The 18928-nt window shown below is 68.8% G+C and carries 18 protein-coding genes; 10 read left to right on the top strand and 8 right to left on the bottom strand.

Going from position 1 to position 18928, the window contains the following annotated elements; translation table 11 throughout:
- Positions 1-83: 83 nt before the first annotated feature.
- Both AB1634_13030 and AB1634_13025 read right to left on the bottom strand, forming a co-directional pair.
- Positions 84-953, bottom strand: a complete 870-nt coding sequence (locus AB1634_13030; GenBank protein ID MEW6220440.1) for a hypothetical protein — start codon at positions 951-953, stop codon at positions 84-86.
- Positions 954-989: 36 nt separating this feature from the next.
- Complete coding sequence (locus tag AB1634_13025; GenBank protein ID MEW6220439.1) at positions 990-3146, bottom strand: MopE-related protein; 2157 nt, start codon at positions 3144-3146, stop codon at positions 990-992.
- Between the two features lie 377 nt (positions 3147-3523).
- Here AB1634_13025 and AB1634_13020 point away from each other — a divergent pair, with 377 nt between their 5' ends.
- Both AB1634_13020 and AB1634_13015 read left to right on the top strand, forming a co-directional pair.
- Positions 3524-4558, top strand: a complete 1035-nt coding sequence (locus AB1634_13020; GenBank protein ID MEW6220438.1) for a DUF933 domain-containing protein — start codon at positions 3524-3526, stop codon at positions 4556-4558.
- A 277-nt stretch (positions 4559-4835) separates the two neighbouring features.
- Positions 4836-6125 carry an ammonium transporter gene (locus AB1634_13015; GenBank protein MEW6220437.1) on the top strand — a complete coding sequence of 430 codons (1290 nt, stop codon included), beginning with the start codon at positions 4836-4838 and terminating at the stop codon, positions 6123-6125.
- An 81-nt stretch (positions 6126-6206) separates the two neighbouring features.
- Here AB1634_13015 and AB1634_13010 read toward each other — a convergent pair whose 3' ends face one another.
- The 5 genes from AB1634_13010 to AB1634_12990 are packed head-to-tail and all read right to left on the bottom strand — an operon-like array spanning position 6207 to position 11304.
- Entirely contained in the window at positions 6207-6836 is a 630-nt protein-coding gene (locus AB1634_13010; GenBank protein ID MEW6220436.1) for an alpha/beta fold hydrolase, read from the bottom strand.
- Between the two features lie 29 nt (positions 6837-6865).
- A complete protein-coding gene (locus AB1634_13005; GenBank protein MEW6220435.1) occupies positions 6866-8038 on the bottom strand; it encodes an 8-amino-7-oxononanoate synthase in 1173 nt (390 codons plus the stop codon).
- Positions 8026-8952, bottom strand: a complete 927-nt coding sequence (bioB, locus tag AB1634_13000; protein MEW6220434.1) for a biotin synthase BioB — start codon at positions 8950-8952, stop codon at positions 8026-8028. Before bioB ends, AB1634_13005 begins: the two co-directional genes overlap by 13 nt.
- A 13-nt stretch (positions 8953-8965) precedes the next feature.
- The gene (locus AB1634_12995) at positions 8966-10297 is read right to left on the bottom strand and encodes a poly(A) polymerase (protein MEW6220433.1); all 1332 of its coding nucleotides are present in this window, start codon (positions 10295-10297) and stop codon (positions 8966-8968) included.
- The gene (locus tag AB1634_12990) at positions 10294-11304 is read right to left on the bottom strand and encodes a nitronate monooxygenase (protein ID MEW6220432.1); all 1011 of its coding nucleotides are present in this window, start codon (positions 11302-11304) and stop codon (positions 10294-10296) included. The genes AB1634_12995 and AB1634_12990 overlap by 4 nt, the downstream gene beginning before the upstream one ends.
- Before the next feature lie 118 nt (positions 11305-11422).
- Here AB1634_12990 and AB1634_12985 point away from each other — a divergent pair, with 118 nt between their 5' ends.
- The 6 genes from AB1634_12985 to AB1634_12960 all read left to right on the top strand — a co-directional run bounded on the left by AB1634_12985 (position 11423) and on the right by AB1634_12960 (position 16873).
- On the top strand, positions 11423-11995 hold the full coding sequence (locus tag AB1634_12985) for a hypothetical protein (protein ID MEW6220431.1): 573 nt from the start codon (positions 11423-11425) through the stop codon (positions 11993-11995).
- Positions 11996-12182: 187 nt separating this feature from the next.
- Complete coding sequence (locus AB1634_12980) at positions 12183-12626, top strand: NUDIX hydrolase (protein ID MEW6220430.1); 444 nt, start codon at positions 12183-12185, stop codon at positions 12624-12626.
- Entirely contained in the window at positions 12607-13545 is a 939-nt protein-coding gene (locus AB1634_12975; protein MEW6220429.1) for a diguanylate cyclase, read from the top strand. Before AB1634_12980 ends, AB1634_12975 begins: the two co-directional genes overlap by 20 nt.
- Before the next feature lie 232 nt (positions 13546-13777).
- Positions 13778-15508 (top strand): 30S ribosomal protein S1, encoded by a 1731-nt coding sequence (locus AB1634_12970; GenBank protein ID MEW6220428.1) that lies wholly within the window; start codon positions 13778-13780, stop codon positions 15506-15508.
- 120 nt (positions 15509-15628) lie between these two features.
- Positions 15629-16543: a signal peptide peptidase SppA gene (sppA, locus tag AB1634_12965; protein ID MEW6220427.1), complete on the top strand. Its 915-nt coding sequence runs from the start codon at positions 15629-15631 to the stop codon at positions 16541-16543.
- Positions 16544-16582: 39 nt separating this feature from the next.
- Positions 16583-16873 carry an HU family DNA-binding protein gene (locus tag AB1634_12960; GenBank protein MEW6220426.1) on the top strand — a complete coding sequence of 97 codons (291 nt, stop codon included), beginning with the start codon at positions 16583-16585 and terminating at the stop codon, positions 16871-16873.
- A gap of 6 nt (positions 16874-16879) precedes the next feature.
- On the opposite strand, the gene AB1634_12955 is transcribed toward AB1634_12960, so the two are convergent.
- Complete coding sequence (locus AB1634_12955; protein ID MEW6220425.1) at positions 16880-17494, bottom strand: L-threonylcarbamoyladenylate synthase; 615 nt, start codon at positions 17492-17494, stop codon at positions 16880-16882.
- Positions 17495-17561: 67 nt separating this feature from the next.
- Between AB1634_12955 and AB1634_12950 the strand changes: the two genes are divergently transcribed.
- Positions 17562-18530 (top strand): Ppx/GppA family phosphatase, encoded by a 969-nt coding sequence (locus AB1634_12950; GenBank protein ID MEW6220424.1) that lies wholly within the window; start codon positions 17562-17564, stop codon positions 18528-18530.
- A gap of 69 nt (positions 18531-18599) precedes the next feature.
- Positions 18600-18928: IMP dehydrogenase (locus AB1634_12945; protein MEW6220423.1), on the top strand; the 329-nt coding region annotated here is incomplete at its 3' end.

Below are 18928 nucleotides of genomic sequence, written 5' to 3'. Positions count from 1 at the left end.
GGGGGAGGGAGGCGAAGACAACCGGGCGCGGTGTTGGCGCGTCTCCTCCCCCCAGCGGGGGGAGGCCAGGAGGGGGGCAGTGCTTACGGGCAGCCGGGGGGGCAGCCGTGGCGGTCCACCCAGGAGTCGGGGGGGGTGTCGGGGCAGTCGTCCCAGGGGTCGATGACGCCGTCGTTGTCGCTGTCTTCGGCCGCGGCGCTGTCACAGCCGGTGAGGGACACCTCGGTGTAGGTGGTCCCGTGGGCAATGCGGATCTCGTCCAGGAAGCCTTTGTGGACCAGGCCGCTGCCCTCGCCGGTGCAGGCGCCCACGTAGAGAGGGAAATCGCTCCTGATGGTCGCCGGATAGAGGAAGCTGGTGCCCACCAGCGGGCTGCCGGCCTCGGTGCCGTCCCGCAACGGAACCTCCTGGCCGTTCACCAGGATGCGGATGAAGCCGTTTTGGCGCGCCACCTTGAGGTGGTACCAGGTGCGCAGCTGGAAGGGGTAGCTGCCGTAGAGATCCAGGTCCCAGCGGTTGGGGCTGGGCTGCTGGTAGCCGAAGGCGACCGCCGAGCTCCAGGCCACCAGGGACCAGCCGTGGCCGTTCAGCCAGAAGCTGCGGCTGCCGGAGGCGAGCACCAGCTCCCGGGTGAAGGAGGCGAACCAGGCCCACAGCTCGATCTCGAAGTCACCCCCCAGGCTCCAGTCCGGATCCGGCTCCAGCTTCAGGAAATCACCGTCGCCGTCGAAGAAGATGGCGCTCATCCCCAGGCCAGGCGCGCTCTCATCGGTGGAGTGGGCGACGTCGCCGTACGGGGTGATGGGGTGGCGGCGGGGCGAGGCGTCGGTGAACACCTGGGAGCCGTCGGCATCATCCGAATGGATCAGGAGCCGGTCTGAGACCTCGGCCCCGGCAGGCAGGGCCAGGAGGATGGCCAGGGGCAAGGTGGCAAGAGCGGCACGGGTCTTCATGGCAGGACACTCCAGGGGCCGTGGCATCCGGCCCGGTCAGGGGTTTACGGGGGACGGCAGCCGGGCCAGCACCCGGTCCAGGACCGGCAGCACCAGGTCCTGGCCGATGGGGCCGGCGCCGGGGCTTCTGGCCTGGCAAGCGATCAGCCAGTCGTTGGCCTCGTGGCCGCCGTAGCAGCCGTCGGTCTTGGCCCGAAGATCCTGCCGGAGCTGGCCGGCGGCCTGGGCGAGAAGCGCTGGCGCCTCGCCGGGCCCGGCAGCCTGGGCCGCGGTCAAGAGCCGCATCACCTCGTCGAGCTTGTTGGCCAGCGGCGTCTTGAAGCTGTCCTTGCCGTTCTTGAGCCAGGCGGCCGGAAAGCCCAGGATGGCGGCTTTGAGGGCCGCCAGCTCCGCCACCAGGCCCGGCAGCCGGCAGTCCGGATCAGCGGCATCGTTCAGGCCGTCGCAGTCGCTGTCCACGCCGTCGCCGCAGATTTCCGCCCCGGGCGGCAGGGGCTGACAGACCGCAAGCCGGCCCGCCTGGCAGGCCGGCACCGTGTGCTGGCAGGCGCCCAGGCCGCAGCTTATGGTGCCCAGCCCCTCGTCGGTTGCGCCGTTACAGTCGTTGTCCCGGCCGTCGCAGGCCTCGGCCGCCCCGGGATGGACCGCTGGCTGGGCATCATCGCAGTCGCCCTCGCACCGGCGGACGCCGTCGTTGTCGTCATCCGGGCAGGGCAGGGCCTGGATCAGCAGCGGGGCAGGGGCGCCGGCAAAGCCGCGGCTGTCCCGGACCGCCAGCTGCAGGCGGTAGGCGCCGGGCTGGTCCGGGGTGAAGGTCGTGGTCGCGGCCTGGGGGGTGGGCAGGGAGGCAAGACTGCCGGCGGGCCGGTCCATAAGCTGCCAGGCAAAGGCCAGGGGCAGATCGTTGTCCGGATCCTGGCTGGCGCTGCCGGACAACAGGATGGTCTCGCCCACCCAGGCCGTGCGGTCCGGACCCGGATCCGCCGTGGGGCAGGAGCCCGTGAGGCCCGGATGGCCGGCGAAATCGGTGCGCACGGCCAGAAGATCGTCGCCCCCCGCCCCCAGGGAGGCGGTGCTGCCGGCGGCAATGACCCCGCCGTCGGCGGTCTCCTGCACGGCCCAGCCATAGTCCGCCCGGGCACCGCCCGCCAGATACGACCAGACCTCCCCGCCGGCCTGGCCGGCATGCAGGAGATAAAGATCGTAGCCGCCCTGGCCAGCGGTGTCGGTGAAGGAGTAGCCCGCCACCAGGAAGCCGCCGCCCGCGGCTGGCCACAGGGCGGTGCCGGCGTCGAAGCCGGCGCCGCCGTGCAGGGTCGACCAGCGCAGGCCACCGTCCGCATCCAGTGCCGCGAGGAGGAGCTGGGAGCTGCACGGCTGGCCGGCATCGGTGCGGCCGGTCAGGACCCAGCCGCCGCCGGCCAGGGCGGCAACGGCCAGGGCCTCGTCCCGGCCGAAGAGGTCATGGGTCCTCTGCCAGGAGAGCGTGCCATCGGGGCCGAAGGCCACCAGCCACAGGTCCGAGGGCAAGGCCAGGTCCGGACCGGTGGTCCCGGCCAGCAGCAGGTCGCCGGCCGGGGCAATGGCCAGGCCCGAGATCTGATCCAGAAGACCGCGGTGGAAGATGCGCTGCCACAACGGCCGTCCATCCGGGCTCAGGGCGACAAGAAAGCCGTCGCTGCCCTCCCCGGCCCGGGGCCAGGTGGTGCCGGCGACCAGGATCCGGCCCTGGGCATCCAGGGCGATGGCCGCGGCCAGATCCTGGCCTGCCAGGTCCACTGTCTGGGACCAGCGCTCCTGGCCGTCGGCCGACAGGGCCAGGAGGTGGATGTCCCAGTCGTTGGCGGCGGTAGCCGGGTAGACCCTGCGGCGGCCCAGGGCCAGCAGGCCGCCGTCCGCCAGGGCCAGGACCGCCCGGCCTTCGATGCTGGCCCCCGGCTGGCCGAAGGCCCGGCTCCACAGCTCGCGGCCGAAGCTGTCGGCCGCCACCAGGTACAGGGACTGCGGTCCCCGGGGATCGGCGCCCTGGCTGCCGATCATGACGAAGCTGCCGTCCGCGGTCTGGCAAACGCCGGCCCCGGTCTCGTGGCCAGGGCTGCCAAAGGTCTGGACAAAGCCGGCGGCTGTGCCGGTGAGGACCAGCGCCACGGCCAGGGTGCAGGCCGAGGCCAGCCCAGGACGATAGCAGGACATGACGCCACCTCCATGGGACACCAGAGGGATGCGGCAGATCCGGCGGCCACCGCTGCCGCAGGATCCGGGTCGCGATCCGGGCTCTTCGGACTTGGTCTGCTTGCGGGGAGCGTCTTCGCATTGGCCGGCAGCCAGGAAGGGCGGCCAGAATCCCTGAAAGGGTGGCCGGACGGCTGCCGGATAGTCCTGTTGATTCCAGTCTAGCACGGCATGAAACAATTTGCGAAAAATTTTTTATGGTTGTCGGTCCAGAGCCTTGCGGATTGACGCCAGTCGGTTCCTGGACTAAGGTGCGGCGGTCGATCCGGCTGCCGCTGCCTGTTGCCGGCGGTCCTGTATCTCCATTCCCCTCTTCTCCGCACAGACCAAAGCGCCCCATGAAGCTTGGCATCATCGGCCTGCCCGGAGCGGGCAGAGCCACCCTTTTTCAGGCCCTGACCGGGACTGCCCCCGGTCTTCCCGGCTCCAGCCCGGAGAACCGCGTCGCGGCCATCCGGGTGCCGGACAGCCGGGTGGACACCCTGTCTCGTCTCTATCAACCGAAGAAGACGGTCTTCGCCCAGGTGGAGTATTTTCTGCCGGCCATGCGGGCCGCCAGCAAGGAGTCGCGGAAGAACGAGACCACCTGGAGCGAGGCCCGCACCACCGATGCCCTTATCCACGTGCTCCGGAACTTCCCGGTGCCCGGCGTTGCCGACCCCTCCCCGGCGGCGGACCTCCGGGAGCTGACCGCGGAGATGGTCTTCGCCGACCTCCTGGTGGTGGAAAAAAGGCTGGAGCGGCTGGAGATGGACGCCAAGCGCGGCCGGCGGGCCGACCCCGAGGAGCTGCGCCTGCTGGCGGAGGCCAAAGCACTCCTGGAGGCGGAGACGCCGCTCCGCTCCCGTCCGGACCTGGCCGCCTCTCCCCTGCTGCGGGGCTATGCCCTCCTGTCGGCCAAGCCCTGCCTGGTGCTGGTCAACAACGGCGACGAGGATGACACCCTGCCGGACCTGGCCCTGGCCCCGGAGCTGGACTGCCTGGCGGTGCGGGGCAAGCTGGAGGGTGAGCTGGCGCGCATGGCGCCGGAAGAGGCGGCCGAATTCATGGCCGCCTTCGGGGTGGCCACCTCGGCCATGGACCGGGTGATCGCTGCCTCCTACCGGCTCCTGGGCCTGGCCTCCTTCTTCACCGTCGGGCCGGACGAGGTGCGGGCCTGGACCATCCGCCAGGGCACCCCGGCCCTGGACGCCGCCGAGGTGATCCACTCCGACATCAAAAAGGGCTTCATCCGGGCCGAGGTGGTGGCCTACGATGACCTCCTGGCCGCCGGCTCCTACGCCGAGGCCCGCAAGAAGGGCACGGTCCGCCTGGAGGGCAAGACCTATCCGGTGGCGGACGGGGATATCATCGAGTTCCGCTTCAGCGTCTGAGCTGCACGGCCGGCCCCAGGCCTTTCCCGCGCCTCCCTTTCCTGCCAATTCTGCAAGAAGACCCGGGATTCCAGACAGGATTGTCAGATGGCCCGTGCCGTCCAGGGGCGGCCGCCATCCCCTTTTCCCTGGAGTCAGGCCTGCCTTGGCCGCTCCCGGTGTCTGGCATGGCAGCTGCATTCGCCCCCAGCCCACAAACCCCAGCCCCGCCATCCGGCGGCTTCCTTAGGAGGAGGCAGGCATGCAGCGGCCCGTGTCCATCATCTTCTTTCTGGTCATGACACTCCTGGCCTCCCCGGGCCAGCCCTGGGCCGCGGCCGAGGCCACCGATACCGGCACCACCGCCTGGATGCTGGTCTCCACCGCCCTGGTTCTGCTCATGGTGCCGGGGCTGGCCATGTTCTATGGCGGCCTGGTGCGAGCCAAGAACGTCCTGGGCACCATGATGCACTCCTTCGTGGCCATGGCGGTGATCGGCGTCCTGTGGGTGGCCTGCGGCTATGCCCTGGCCTTCGGCGGCAGCATCGCCGGCGGCTTCGTCGGCTGGAATCGCGACTATCTCTTCCTGGCCGGCATCGACGACAGCATGGTGAACGGCATCCCGGAGTATGTCCTGGCCATGTTCCAGGGCAAATTCGCCATCATCACCCCGGCCCTGATCAGCGGCGCCCTGGCGGAGCGGATCACCTTCCGGGGCTGGATCATGTTCATCATCTTGTGGTTCCTCATGGTCTATCTGCCCCTGTGCCACTGGATCTGGGCCCCGGACGGCTGGCTGTTCAAGGCCGGCGCCGCCGGGGTGATCGATCTGGCCGGCGGCCTGGTGATCCACGTTTCCGCCGGCGTCTCGGCCCTGGTAGCGGCCATCTATCTCGGGCCCCGCAAGGGCTTCCCCCGCCTGGCCATGCCCCCCAACAATCTTGTCATGACCATGGTCGGGGCCGGCCTCCTGTGGGTAGGCTGGTTCGGGTTCAACGCCGGCTCCACCGTGCAAAGCGGCCTGGACACCGCCCGGGCCCTGACCATGACCCAGGTGTCGGCGGCCAGCGGCGCCCTCACCTGGCTGGTGGTCGAGGCCCTGCACTTCCGGAAGGCCACCTCCCTGGGCTTCGTCTCCGGAATCCTGGCCGGCCTGGTGGCCATCACCCCGGCGGCCGGGGTGGTGCAGCCCACCGGGGCTATGACCCTGGGGGCGCTCTCGGCCCTGGCCTGCTACGGCGCCCTGATGCTGAAATCCCGGCTCGGCTACGACGACTCCCTGGACTGCTTCGGCATCCACGGCGTCGGCTCCGGCCTCGGCGTCCTGGCCCTGTCCTTCTTCATCCGGGATTCCTGGATGGCCAAGGCGGCGGCAGCGGCCGGCAGCTGGAGCGCCTGGGACCAGCTCCGGGTGCAGCTCACCGGCATGGGGGCTACGGTCGCTCTGGCAACGGTGGCGACCCTGGTCATCTGCTTCCTGGTGCAGCGGACGGTGGGCTTCCGGGTGGACGAGGGGCAGGAATTCGAAGGCCTGGACTACGCCCTGCACGGCGAGCGGGGCTACGGCTTCATGCTTTCCGACAAGTAGGGGCGGCCCCCCTTGGCCGCCCACCCGGGCAGGCACCACCGGTGGACAGCGGGCTCGGACGGGTCAGACCCGTCGGACGGGTCAGACCGGTCCGACCAACCCGCGCAGAAAAGGCAGGTGGCCGGCCCGGGGCAGGAGCCGCGGCGGGCAGCCAGGGAAGGAGAGGGCCTCCGCCGGCGGGGCAATGCGGTCCTTGGCGCCGTGGAGGATGCGGGTGGGGATGCCGGCCACCGGCCGGGGGATGCGGCCGGCCAGACAGGAAAGGCCGGCGAGGAGCCGTTTCCGGGCCTCGGCGTCCAGGGGCAGGGCCGGCAGCTCCTGGAAACGCTGCCAGCCTGCCGGCAGGCCCAGGAGCGCCAGGCGCCGGAACCAGGCCAGGAAGTCGGCCGGATCAGCCTGGAAGCGGGCGGCCAGCGCGTCGATCTCCGCCGCTGGCCAGGAGGCGCGCATCCCCACCAGGGTCAGGGAGGCCACCCGAGCCGGCTGGGCCTGGGCGAAGCTTAGGGCCAGATACCCGCCCAGGGACCAGCCCACCAGATGCACCGGCGCCGGCCCCCAGGCATCGAGGCCGCTGGCGAGGTCCGGCACCAGCGAGGCCGGGTCCAGGAAGCCTTCCGGACCCAGCACCCCGGAAAGGCCAGCCAGGGACGCGACCTGGACGTCGAAGCCCCAGCCCGGCAGGAAGACGATGCCGGTTGCCGGACCGGGCATCTTCCTGAAACGGCAGCCGGCCATGGCGGTCAGGATTCGATCCCCTGGCAGGCGGCCGCCACCTGGCGGGCCGTTGCCGCCAGCTGCTCGGCGCTGTGCTGCCAGGTCACCGAGAAGCGGATCCGGGCGGTGCCGGCAGGCACGGTCGGCGGCCGGACCGCGGTGACGAACAGACCTTCCCGCCGCAAGCGATCCCGCAGAGCCACTGCCCGCAGGCTGTCCCCCACCAGAATGGGTTGAATCTGGGCCAAGGCAGGCCCCATGGCCAGGCCGGCCGCCGCAAGCGCCTGCCGGAAGCCGGCGGCCCGCACCCGCAGATCCCGGCGCCGTTCCGGCTCCCGGGCCAGGAGGGCCACGGCGGCCAGGGCCGCTGCTGCGGCCGCTGGCGGCGGCGCGGTGGAGAAGATGAAGGTGCGGGCCTGGTTGATGAGCGCCTGGCGGAGGAGCCTGCTGCCGGCGGCAAAGGCGCCGCTGCTCCCCAGGGCCTTGCCCAGGGTGCCGATCACCACGTCGGCGCCCGCCGCCAAGCCCAGCTCTTCCAGCAGCCCGCCGCCGCGGGCACCGAAGACGCCCACGCTGTGGGCCTCGTCCACCAGCAGCATGGCGTCGAAGCGGTGCTTCATGGCTACCAGATCGGCCAGAGGCGCCAGATCGCCGTCCATGGAGTAGAGGCTTTCCGCCACAATCAGGGCCTGGCGGCAGCGTGGGCGCTCCCGGATGAGGAGCTCTTCGAGGTGGCCGGCATCGTTGTGGCGGAAGCGGATCAGGCGGGCGCCGGCCAGGCGGCAGCCGTCCAGGAGGGAGGCATGGCTGGCCCGGTCGGCGAGCACGGTATCACCGCGGCCGACCAGAACCGGGATGACGCCGGTGTTGGCCAGGAAGCCGGCGCCGAAAAGGAGGGCGCTCTCGCAGCCGACGAGGCGGGCCAGGGCGTCCTCCAGCTCGTGGAAGAGCGGCCGGTCGCCGCTCATGAGCCGGGAGGCGCCGGCGCCGGCGCCGTAGCGGTCAAGGGCCGCCGCCGCCGCGGCCTTGACCTCCGGATGCTGGGAATAGCCCAGATAGTCGTTGGAGGAGAAATCGAGCCAAGGGGTGGGGTGGCCGGGCACGGCCACCCGCCCATCCGCCAGGGGCACCAGGGGCACCAGCTCCCGCAGCCCGACCGTGGCCTGCTGCTGGGCCAGGGCCGCCGTCAGGCGCTCCACAGCTGGTGCATCTCCCGGACCAGGGCGAGGTCCAGGGCCGGTGGCCGGCCCCGCTGGGTGAGATAGCCGCCGATCATCATGCCGTCTGCGCCGGCCAGGAGGGCCAGGCCCAGAAAATCGGCCAGCACCGTCTCCCGGCCGGCGGCCAGCCGGATCGGCAGCGCCGGCATGATCAGGCGGTAGAGGGCGATGGCCCGCAGCAGCTCCAGGACAGCGGGCGGCGGTTGGTCGGCCAGGGGCGTGCCCGGTAACGGGATGAGCACGTTGAGCGGCACCGACTGCACCCCCAGGCCAGCCAGGAAAAGGGCCAGCTCGATGCGCTCCTCCTCCCCCTCGCCCAGGCCGAAGATGCCGCCGCTGCAGACCTCCAGCCCCACCTGCTGGGCCGCCTCAATGGTGGCCACCCGCTCGGCGAAGGTGTGGGTGGAGCAGATGCGGGGGAAAAAGGAAGGCGCCGCCTCCAGGTTGTGATGGTAGCGGACGAGGCCAGCGTCCCGCAGGCGGGCCAGGTCGCCGGCATCGAGGATCCCCAGGGAGGCGCAGGGGGTAATGCCCACCTCGCTGCGGATGGCGGTGACGGCCGCGGCCACCCGCAGCACCTCGGCCTTGGGCAGGCCGCGGCCGCTGGTGACGATGGAGAAGTGCTGCGCCCCGTCCGCCCGGGCCTGGCGGGCGGCCGCCACCAGCTCGTCGTGGCTCTTGAGGGGGTAGACCGGCGGCCGGCAGTCGTGGAAATGGGCGGACTGGACGCAGAAGGCACAGTCTTCGCTGCAGGCGCCGGACTTGGCGTTGACGATTGAGCACAGGGCGACCGCCTGGCCCCGGTGCCGGAGCTTGGCGGCCTGGGCCAAGCCCACCAGCGTCAGGAAGGGCAGCTGCCGCCACTGGGCCACCTGGGACAGGGAGGGAGGCATGGCCGGCGGTTGTTTATTCCTTCTTGAGACCGAAGATGCCGCCTTTGCCCCGGCGGCCCAGCACCGGAGCGCGGCCGTGGCGGCGGTCCCGCCGGGGCTGGTCCGGCCGCTCGCCTTCCGGCCGGCGGCTGGCCAGCACCTGATCCTGGGCCACAGCCGGGCCGCCCGCCGCCTCCGCGGCCAGCTGGCAGAAGGCCACGCAGTCGGGGAAGTAGCTCTTGCGGGCCAGCCTTTTCGGCCAGGCGCCGCTCAGGCGCAGGGAGTCGAAGAAAGGGTAGGTGGCCAGAAGGAGGCTGGCGCGGTCCCGGGTGGCTCGCTTGAATTCCAGGGGGGCCAGGATCCGTTCCACCTCGTCCTGGATACGGGCGGCAAAGGCACCGCTCTTCTGCCGCGGGTCGGTTGGCCAGAGCGTGGCCAGCGTCTGCCGGATCCGGGGCAGGGCCACGAGGCCCAGGATGGTGGCCTCGTCCAGTTCCACCCCCTCCCGCTGCAGCCGATCCACCACCCCCAAGGCAGCGGTCAGGCCCGCCTCCAGCTCGGCATGGCCGGGCAGGATCTCCCCGTAAGCCGGGAAGAGGACACCGAAGAGCCCGGAGCTTACGGCCAGGGCGCCCCAGGTGCGGCTGGCACCACCCCGCAAGTCCTTCGTGACCTCGTCTCGCAGCCGGGAGACCGGACACAAGGCCAGCTTCTCCCCATGGCTCAGGATGGCCGCCCAGGTGACGGGCTCGATGGTGAAGCTGTTGCGAGCGGCGTGGCGGATCGCCCGCAGCATCCGCACCGGGTCCCGGTGGAAGCGCCGGTCCGGATCGCCGATGGCACGGATGATGCCGGCATCCAGGTCCCGGACGCCACCGGTGTAGTCGATGATGCTGAGGTCGTCCAGGGAGTAGAACAGGGCGTTGATGGTCAGATCCCGGCGCCAGGCGTCCTCCTCCGGGGTGCCGAAGGTGTTGTCCGGCCCCAGGGTCGGCTCCTCGCCCCCCAGCTCGAACTCGGCCTGGCTGCGGAAGGTGGAGACCTCGACGATCTTGCCCCCCGGGAAGATGATCTGCACCAGACGGAAGCGGCGGCCGATGATCCGGCTGTTGCGGAAGAGCTTGCGGACCTGGCCGGGCCGGGCGTCGGTGCCGATGTCGAAGTCCTTGGGGGTTTTGCCCAGATACAGATCCCGCACTCCGCCACCCACCAGATAGGCGATGAAGCCGGCATCCTTCAGCCGGTACATCACCTTCAGGGCCTCCCGGTCGATGAAGCGGCGGGAGATGGGATGTTCCGCGCGGGGGATGCGCCGGGGCTCGATGGCCGCGGCCGGCGGGGGAGCGCTGTCGGGGGAAACGGTCATGCGGCGGGGCAGTGTCCGGTGTCCTGGGGCGCCCAGGGAGCGCACGGCTCCTTGTAGAGGGATTCGGCTTCGGAGATGAACTCGTCGAAGACTTGGCGGACGGTAAGGATCTCCTTCATCTTATAGACATTCTCGCCGGTGAAGAAGAGGCCCTCCTGGTAGTCTCCGTCCCGGGCCCGGATGAGGCGATCGCTGATGCAGTAACGGTGGTCGCAGTGCTTGAGGCAGACGTAGCGGCAGTCCTTGGTGGCAACGTCCTCGTTGCGGCTCAGCCGCTGCACGAAGGGGGTGGCCAGGGCCCGGCCCGGCATGCCGACCGGCGAGCGGATGACGACCACGTCCTCGCGCCTGGCCGCCAGGAGCGTCTGCTTGAAGACGTCGGAGACGGCGCACTCTTTGGTGAGGATGAAGCGGGTGGCCACCTGCACCCCGTCCGCACCATACTTGTCCATGAGCTCCGCCATCTCGGCGCCGTTGGTGATGCCGCCAGCCGCGATGAGCGGCACCTTCGTCACCACCCTGCGGATCTCCGGGAAGAGCTCCCGCAAGGCCACGTCGGTGCCGAGATGCCCGCCCGCCTCTTTGGCCTCGACGACGATGGCGGCGGCGCCCATCCGCTCGGCCAGCTGGGCAAAGGCGGGCGAGGAAACGATGGAGACGATGGGCGTGTTGGTCTCCCGGCCGACCTTGAAGATATCCCGGGAGAAGCCGGCTCCGGTGACGATCATGTCGGCACCGGCCTCGATGGACGCGGCCACCAGATTGACGAAGTTCTTCATGGCGAACATGATGTTCACCGCGATGACGCCCTTCGTTTGGCTCTTGGCTTTGCGGATGTCGGCTTTCAGATCCTCCACCGGGATCGAGGAGCCGCCGATGGTGCCGATGCCTCCGCATTCGGCCACCGGCGCGGCCAGCTCGGAGGTGGACACCCGGATGGACATGCCCCCTTGGATGAGGGGCACCGGTGCTGTATATTGGCCGATGGTGAGCGGCGGCAAACGCATGCGTGGCAAGGCTCCAGGGGGGACGTTGGCAACGAGACGGATCCCTGACTATGCCGGCCTTGACCGCCTTTGTCAAGAACATTGCCCGGCCACGCGGGCAGGGGGGGCGACCAGACGGATGCGCATTCAGCCCGGCCGGCTCGGCTTCGACATCGACGGCGTGGTGGCGGACACGGTGGAGGCCTTCATCCGTCTGGCCCGGGAGGATCATGGCCTGGTCGGCATCGAGGCCGACCAGATCACCGATTTCATGGTTGAGGATTGTCTCGACGTGGACCCCGGGATCATCCAGGCCATCTTCCAGCGGATCCTGGATGAGCCCCTGGCGGTGGCGCTCAAGCCCATATCCCAGGCCCGGGAGGTCCTGACCGCCTTGGCCGCCGATGCGCCTTTGACCTTCATCACGGCCCGGGCCGAGGCAGACCCCATTGCCGCCTGGCTGGAGACGGTGCTGGGTCCCGCCGCCTTCCGGCCGGCCCGGCTGGTCGCCACCGGCGACCACGACGCCAAGACCGCCCACATCAAGGATATGGGGCTTACCCATTTCGTCGATGACCGGGCGGAAACCTGCCTCGCTCTGCGGGCCGCCGGTATCCGGCCCCTGGTCTTCGATCAGCCCTGGAACCGGGGGCGCCACGATCTGCCGGTGGTGACCGGCTGGCCGGCCATCCATGCCCTGTGCTATCCTTGAAGCCGGTTGCGCCCTCCAGCGGCGGTGCTTCGGGCGCGGGCGGCCCGGCGCCCTTGGGCCCCCAAGCCCCGTCCCTGGGCGGCTGCCGGCGACCGGCGGTTCGCTTTTCATCCTTGACTGGGCCTGATGCCATTCTCTAAGCTGGAGGCGAGGCCCAGGGCGCGGCCCCCTTTTTCGGAGACTGGACATGGACTGTCCTTGCTGTGGCTGCCAGCTGCCGTTGCGGCATCCGGTGCCTACGGTGGACATCATCATCCAGATGGCCGGCGGCATTGTCCTGGTGGAGCGGCGGCATTCGCCCCTGGGATGGGCCCTGCCGGGCGGGTTTGTGGACTACGGCGAATCCCTGGAAGCGGCCGCGGTCCGGGAGGCCCGGGAGGAGACCGGCCTCGCGATCCGGCTTCTGGGACAGCTGGCCACCTACTCGGATCCGGCCCGGGATGCCAGGCTGCACACCATCTCCACCGTTTTTCTGGCCACAGCCGAAGGCACGCCGAAGGGCGCCGACGATGCCCGGCAGGCCGTAATCTTCCCCCCGGACAGGACGCCGCCCCTGGTCTTCGACCACGGACGGATCGTGAGCGACTACCTCCAGCATATGAGCCAACGTCGTGGCAACAGCCGAGCCTGAGCGGACCAGCATCCTGATCGTCGACGACGACCCCCTCATCCGCGAGCTTCTGGGCACCTTCGTTTCCTCCTTCGGCTTCAATTTCGCCGTGGCCGGAGACGGCGTCGAGGCGGTGCAGAAGATGGCCGAAGAGGAATACGGTATCGTCATCACGGACATCATGATGCCGAACATGGATGGCATGGAGCTTCTGAAGCGCATCCGCGAGGGCCATCCCCATACCGACGTCATTGTCGTCACCGCCTATGGCGGCACCTTCAATTACACGGACGTCATCAAGGCCGGGGCCTCCGATTTCATCTCCAAGCCGTTCAACGTCGACGAGCTGGAGGCCAAGCTCAACCGGGTGCTCCGGGAGCAGCGTCTGCTCCGGGAGCTCAAAAGGCTGTCCATCCGGGACGGGCTTACCGACCTCTACAACCGCCGCTATTTCGACGTCAAGCTCTGGGAGGAGGCCCACCGGGCGCACCGCCAGCAGTACGATCTCTTTCTCGTGCTGGTGGACGTGGACCGGTTCAAAGGCTACAACGACACCTTTGGCCACCTGGCCGGGGACAAAGTGCTCCGGATCATCGGCGAGGTTTTCCTGCAGTCCACCCGGGAGAACGTCGACTGGTCCTTCCGCTACGGCGGGGACGAATTTGCGGCGATCATCACCCAGGCCAACATCCAGCAGCTGCGGGTGATCTGCAGCCGGCTCCTCACCAACTACAACCGCCATCAGCTCCTGCCCACCCACCTCAGCGTCGGGGTGGCCCATTTCGACCGGCGGCGGGAGCATTCCTGGGCCGAAGACATGAGCGATCTCATCAACCGGGCCGACCGTGCCCTCTATCTGGCCAAGAGCCAGGGGGGCAACCGGCTGGTGGTGGATGGCGAGGGCGAGGAGGGCAGTCAAGCGGAGGCCCTGGTGGGCTGAAGGGCGCGCTGGTCGCGGCGGGCGCGGGCGGTCGGGGGCGGCTTTCCCTCCCCAGGCCGCCCGCTGGCTTTTGGGAGCCCTTCTCCTACCAGTGGCTCGGGGAGGACGCCGGGCCGGCGGGTCAAGAAAACGTTGTCATCGCAGGCCCTCTTTGGTATAACGACGCAAACGTTTGCCCGGGTGTATTTTTTTTGAACCTCAACCAGTAGGAAGAGCCAACAGGACCATGGGAATGAATCCGACGGACAGAACCAACGAGCCCTTTGCCGACGACATGGCCGAGGATATGGACAGCTTTGCCGCGATGATCGATGAGGGACCGAAGCCATGTCGGGAAGGCGACGTGGTGCGGGGCATCGTGGTACGGATCGACAAGGACGCCGTCATCGTGGACGTGGGCGACAAGTCGGAGGGGATTATCCCTTTGAACGAGTTCATGGACGAGAAGAACGAGCTGGCGGTCGCTGTCAACCAGGAGTTCGACGTCTATGTGGAGAAGCGGGAAGGAGACGGTGGCCTCCGTCTTTCCCGGCAGAAGGCGGAGGGGATCAAGGTCTGGGAGGAGATCGCCCGCATCCAGGCTGCCGACGGCACCATCAATGGCCGCATCGACCACCGGGTCAAGGGCGGCCTCCAGGTGGACATCGGGGTGCCGGCCTTTCTGCCCTATTCCCAGATTGACCTGCGGCCGGTCAAGGACCTGGACGGCCTCTTGGGGCAGACCTTTGCCTTCAAGATCCTCAAGTTCAACCGCAAGCGCAACAACGTGGTCATCTCCCGCCGGGCGATCCTGGAGGCGGAGCGGGAAACGGCGCGCCAGAAGCTGCGGGAAACCCTGGCCGAGGGAGCCATTCTGCCTGGCACGGTCACCAACATCACCGACTACGGCCTGTTCATTGATCTGGGCGGTCTCGATGGCCTGTGCCACATCACCGATTTGTCCTGGGGCCGGGTGTCCCATCCCTCCAAGCTCTACAAGGTGGGGGATGCGGTGGAGGTCAAGGTCATCAAATACGACCGCGAAACCGAGAAGGTGTCCCTGGGGATCAAGCAGCTCAAGCCGGATCCCTGGAGCATGGTGGCGGATCGGTTCTCGGTGGGGGCACGGGTGAACGGCCGAGTGGTGAGCATCGCCGACTACGGCGCCTTCGTGGAGCTGGAGGAGGGGGTCGAAGGCCTCATCCACGTCTCGGAGATGTCCTGGACCAAGAAGGTTCGACATCCCTCCAAGATCGTCTCGGTGGGTGATACCGTAGAGGTGGTCATCCTCAACGTGGATGTGGAGGCGAAGAGGATCTCTCTCGGCATGAAGCAGCTCCAGCCCAACCCGTGGGATCTGGTGGCCGAGAACTACCCGGTGGGGTCGATCATCGAGGGCAAGATCAAGAATATCACCGACTTCGGCATCTTCATCGGCATCGAGGAAGGGATCGACGGCCTCATCCACGTCTCGGACATCTCCTGGACCCAGCGGGTCAAGCACCCGGGGGAGATCTACTCCAAAGGCCAGACCATCCAGGCGGTGGTGCTCAAGATCGACCGGGAGAACGAGCGGTTCTCCCTGGGGGTCAAGCAGCTGGAGCCGGATCCCTGGGACCGGGTGGCCAGCACCTACCGGGTGGGCAGCCGGGTGGACGGCAAGATCACCAACGTCACCGACTTCGGCGTCTTCGTGGAGCTGGAGAACGGTATCGAGGGCATGGTCCACGTCTCGGAGCTGAGCCGGGAGAAGATCAAGACCCCAGTGGGGCTATACAACGTCGGCGATACCCTGTCGGCGCGGGTGATCAACGTCTCGGCCAAGGACCGTAAGATTGGTCTGTCGGTCAAGGCGCTGGATGACGATTCGCACCAGAGCTCCTACGAGGAGTTTGTGAAGAAGAGCTCCTCTGCCCCCTCCACCATCGGCGATCTCCTCAAGGAGGAGATGGAAAGCCGCGCCGAGGAGAAGTACCAGGGCTAGCTCCAGGCTGCATGCAGTCCGGTGGCCCGGCGCTTTCTCCCCTAGTGGGCATGGGGGAGACTGCCAGCGCCCAGGGCCGCGGCCACCGCTGCCTTCCCGGCAGCAGATCCTGTTCCCGCCGTGGAGTCAACATCCTTCCGGAATCGCCACCCGATCCTCGCCAGTCTGCTGTTGCTGGCGGGGATCGCGGTGCTCGGCATGGTCGGCCTGAGCCTTGTGGTCTCGGGCCTTTTCCATTCCCGTCCCACCCTGGCCACCGTGGATACCGGTATCGGCGTCGTGGAGCTGGACGGCCCGATCCTGTCTTCGGCCGCCGTGGTGGAGGATCTGGTCAGTTTCCGTGACAGCCCCAAGATCAAGGGGATCGTGCTGCGGGTGGACAGTCCCGGCGGCCTGGTGGGGGCCTCCCAGGAGATCCACGCGGAGGTGCAGCGCTGTGCCGCTGCCAAGCCGCTGGTGGTCTCCCTGGGCTCGGTGGCGGCCTCGGGTGGCTACTACGCCGCCCTGGGGGCCACCGAGATCCTGGCCAGCCCAGGCACCATCACCGGCAGTATCGGTGTGATCATGAAGTTCCCCAACCTGGCTGAGCTGTTCGAAAAGATCGGTCTGGCCAACCAGGTGGTGAAGAGCGGCGCCATGAAGGACATCGGCGCCGCAGATCGGCCGCTTTCGGACGAGGAGCGGGCGGTGCTGCAAGGGGTCATCGACTCGGTGCACCGGCAGTTTGTGCTGGCGGTGGTCGAGGGGCGGCGGTTGGCCGAGGAAGAGGTTTGGCCCCTGGCCGACGGCCGGATCTTCTCCGGAGAGCAGGCCCTGGCCCGCGGTCTCATCGACCGTTACGGCACGTTCCGGGACGCGGTGGCCCGGGTAGCGGAGCTGGCCGGCCTGGACAAGGTGCCGGAGCTGGTCTATCCGGAACGGCGGGATTTCTCTTTGCTGGAGCTTGTGGCCGGGCGCCAGGAGGCCAGGGCCTGGCGCCGTGCCCTGGTGGGCGGGGCGGCCATGGCCTACGAGTGGCGGCCGGGCGGGATCTGAGCCCCTGGTTGGGCAAGACAGCCATTATTCCGAGGACCCATGCTCAAGAAAGATCTCGTGGACAAGGTGCTGGCCCGGCGGCCTGGCTACCTGAAGAAGGATGTGGCCGAGGCGGTGGAGATCCTCCTGGCCACCATGGCGGACGCCTTCCAGGACGGCCGGCGGGTGGAGATCCGCGGCTTCGGCTCCTTCTCGGTACGGCAGCGCAAGGCCCGCCGCACCGAGAACCCGAAGACCGGCAAGGTGATGGCGATCCCGGCCCGCCGCAACCTCCACTTCACGATGGGCAAGTCGGTGAAGGAGGACCTGGTCGAGGACGACGACGTCTGACCGCTCTCATAGCCGGAAGGCGGTCAGATCCCCCTTGCCCTCCCGGAGCACCTCCACCTGGTCGTCGATGAGGGAGATCACCGAGGAGGGATCCGGATAGACGGGGCCGCCGTCGATGACCGCGTCCACCAGCTTCCCCAGGCGCTCCTCCACCTGGTAAGCCTCCACCAGCGGAGGCTCCTCGCCGATTTTGGTGGCGCTGGTGGTGACGATGGGGCCGCCGAAGGCGGCCAGCAGGTCGAGGCAGATCCGGTTGTCCGGTACCCGCACCCCCACGGTCTTCTGTTTGGTGACCATGATCTTGGGCACGATCCGGGTGCCCTGGAGGACAAAGGTATAGGGCCCGGGCAGGTGCTTCTTCATGATCCGGAAGGCAGCGTTGCCCACCACCGCGTACTGGCTGATGTCCTTGAGATCACTGCACATGAAGCTGAAGGGCTGGTCCTTGGCCCGGCGCTTGATCTGAAAGACCCGCTCCACCGCCCGTTTGTTGAAGATGTCGCAGCCGATGCCGTAGACCGTGTCGGTGGGGTAGCAGATCACCCTGCCGTCCCGGAGCAGCTGGGCCATCTTCCGGATCTGGTGCGGCTGGGGGTTGTCGGGATTGATGCTGACCAGCATGACCTCTCCGGGCACTGGGGGACAGGGTGGCGCGGACCGCAGGGCTCGCCCATTCTAATGCATCGCCATGACCCCTTCAACTCGAAACGCCTCGTCCCTGGCGGCGGCGGTGGATGTGGGCGCCAACAGCATCCGCCTCCTGGTGGCTGGCTTTGCCGGCGGCCAGCTGCGGGTTGCGGCCAAGAAGCGCTACACCCCGCGGCTGGGCCGTGGGGTTGCCGCAACCGGCGTCTTGGCCCCCGAGGCCATGACCGAGGCCCTGGCAGTTCTGGACCGGTGCCGAGCCACCCTGGATGGTCTGGGGGTGGAGCGGGTGCGGGCCTGCGGCACGTCGGCTTTGCGGGCGGCGGCCAACCGGGACCGGTTTCTCCAGGCGGCCGCCGGCCGTGGCTGGCCGGTGGAGGTGGTGAGCGGCGAGGAGGAGGCGGCTTTGGCCTTGGCGGGCGCCCTGGTCGGCCTGCCGAGCCTGGCGGACTTGCCGGTTCTGGTGGTGGATGTGGGCGGTGGCTCCACGGAGCTGGCCTTCCGCCCGCATGCCGGCGGCGGTGGGCAGCCCGTCAGCCTGAGCCTGCCTCTGGGCGCCCTTTCTCTCACCGAGGCCTTTGCTGATCCGTCGGCGCCGGGCGGTCTGGACGGGGCGCGGATGAACCGCCACCTGCACAGCCAGCTGTCCCCACTGATGGCGCAGGTCCTGACGGCTGGCCAGCCGGCCGCCCTGGTGGCGACCGGCGGCACGGCCTGCGCCCTTGCTGCCCTGGATCGGAACCTGCTATATTATGACGGCCGTGCCATCCAGGGCCACGCGCTGAGCCGCGAGGCTTTGGACCGTTTGACCACACGCCTGGCCGCCCTGGTCGTGGACGATCGTCTCGCCCTGCCGGGCCTGGCGGCCCGCCAGGGCGATATCCTTTTGGCCGGCACCGCCATCTTGCAGGATCTTCTGGCCCTCGTGGGGCTTTCCGCCCTCCTGGTGAGCGATAGCGGTTTTCTGGAGGGCATCCTCCTGAGCTGCCTGGGGGCCGGGTCCGAGCCCTGATACCGGACCGCTGCCGGGCAGCCGGGAGCCTCGGCCCCTCTTTCCTCCTTCACAGCAAGGGGTTCTTTCATGCCGCATCAGGACATCGAAGAGGCTTACACCTTTGACGATCTCCTCCTCCTGCCCATGGCCTCGGAGGTGCTCCCCGCCGAGGTGGATCTGACCACCCGCTTCACCCGCACCCTCCAGCTCAACACCCCCCTGGTCGCCGCGGCCATGGATACGGTCACCGAGCATCGGACCGCCATCACCATGGCCCGGGAGGGGGGGATCGGCGTCATCCACAAGAACATGTCCGAGGAGGCTCAGGCCCGGGAGGTGGAGCGGGTCAAGAAGTCCGAGTCGGGAATGATCGTCGACCCGGTGACGGTGGAGGCGGACCAGCGTGTGGCCGATGT

It is taken from the genome of Thermodesulfobacteriota bacterium (genome assembly GCA_040755095.1).
In the GTDB taxonomy this organism is placed as follows: Bacteria; Desulfobacterota; Desulfobulbia; order Desulfobulbales; family JBFMBH01; genus JBFMBH01.
Note: the sequence above shows the minus strand (reverse complement) of the source record. Positions and strands in the feature narration are given on the sequence as shown.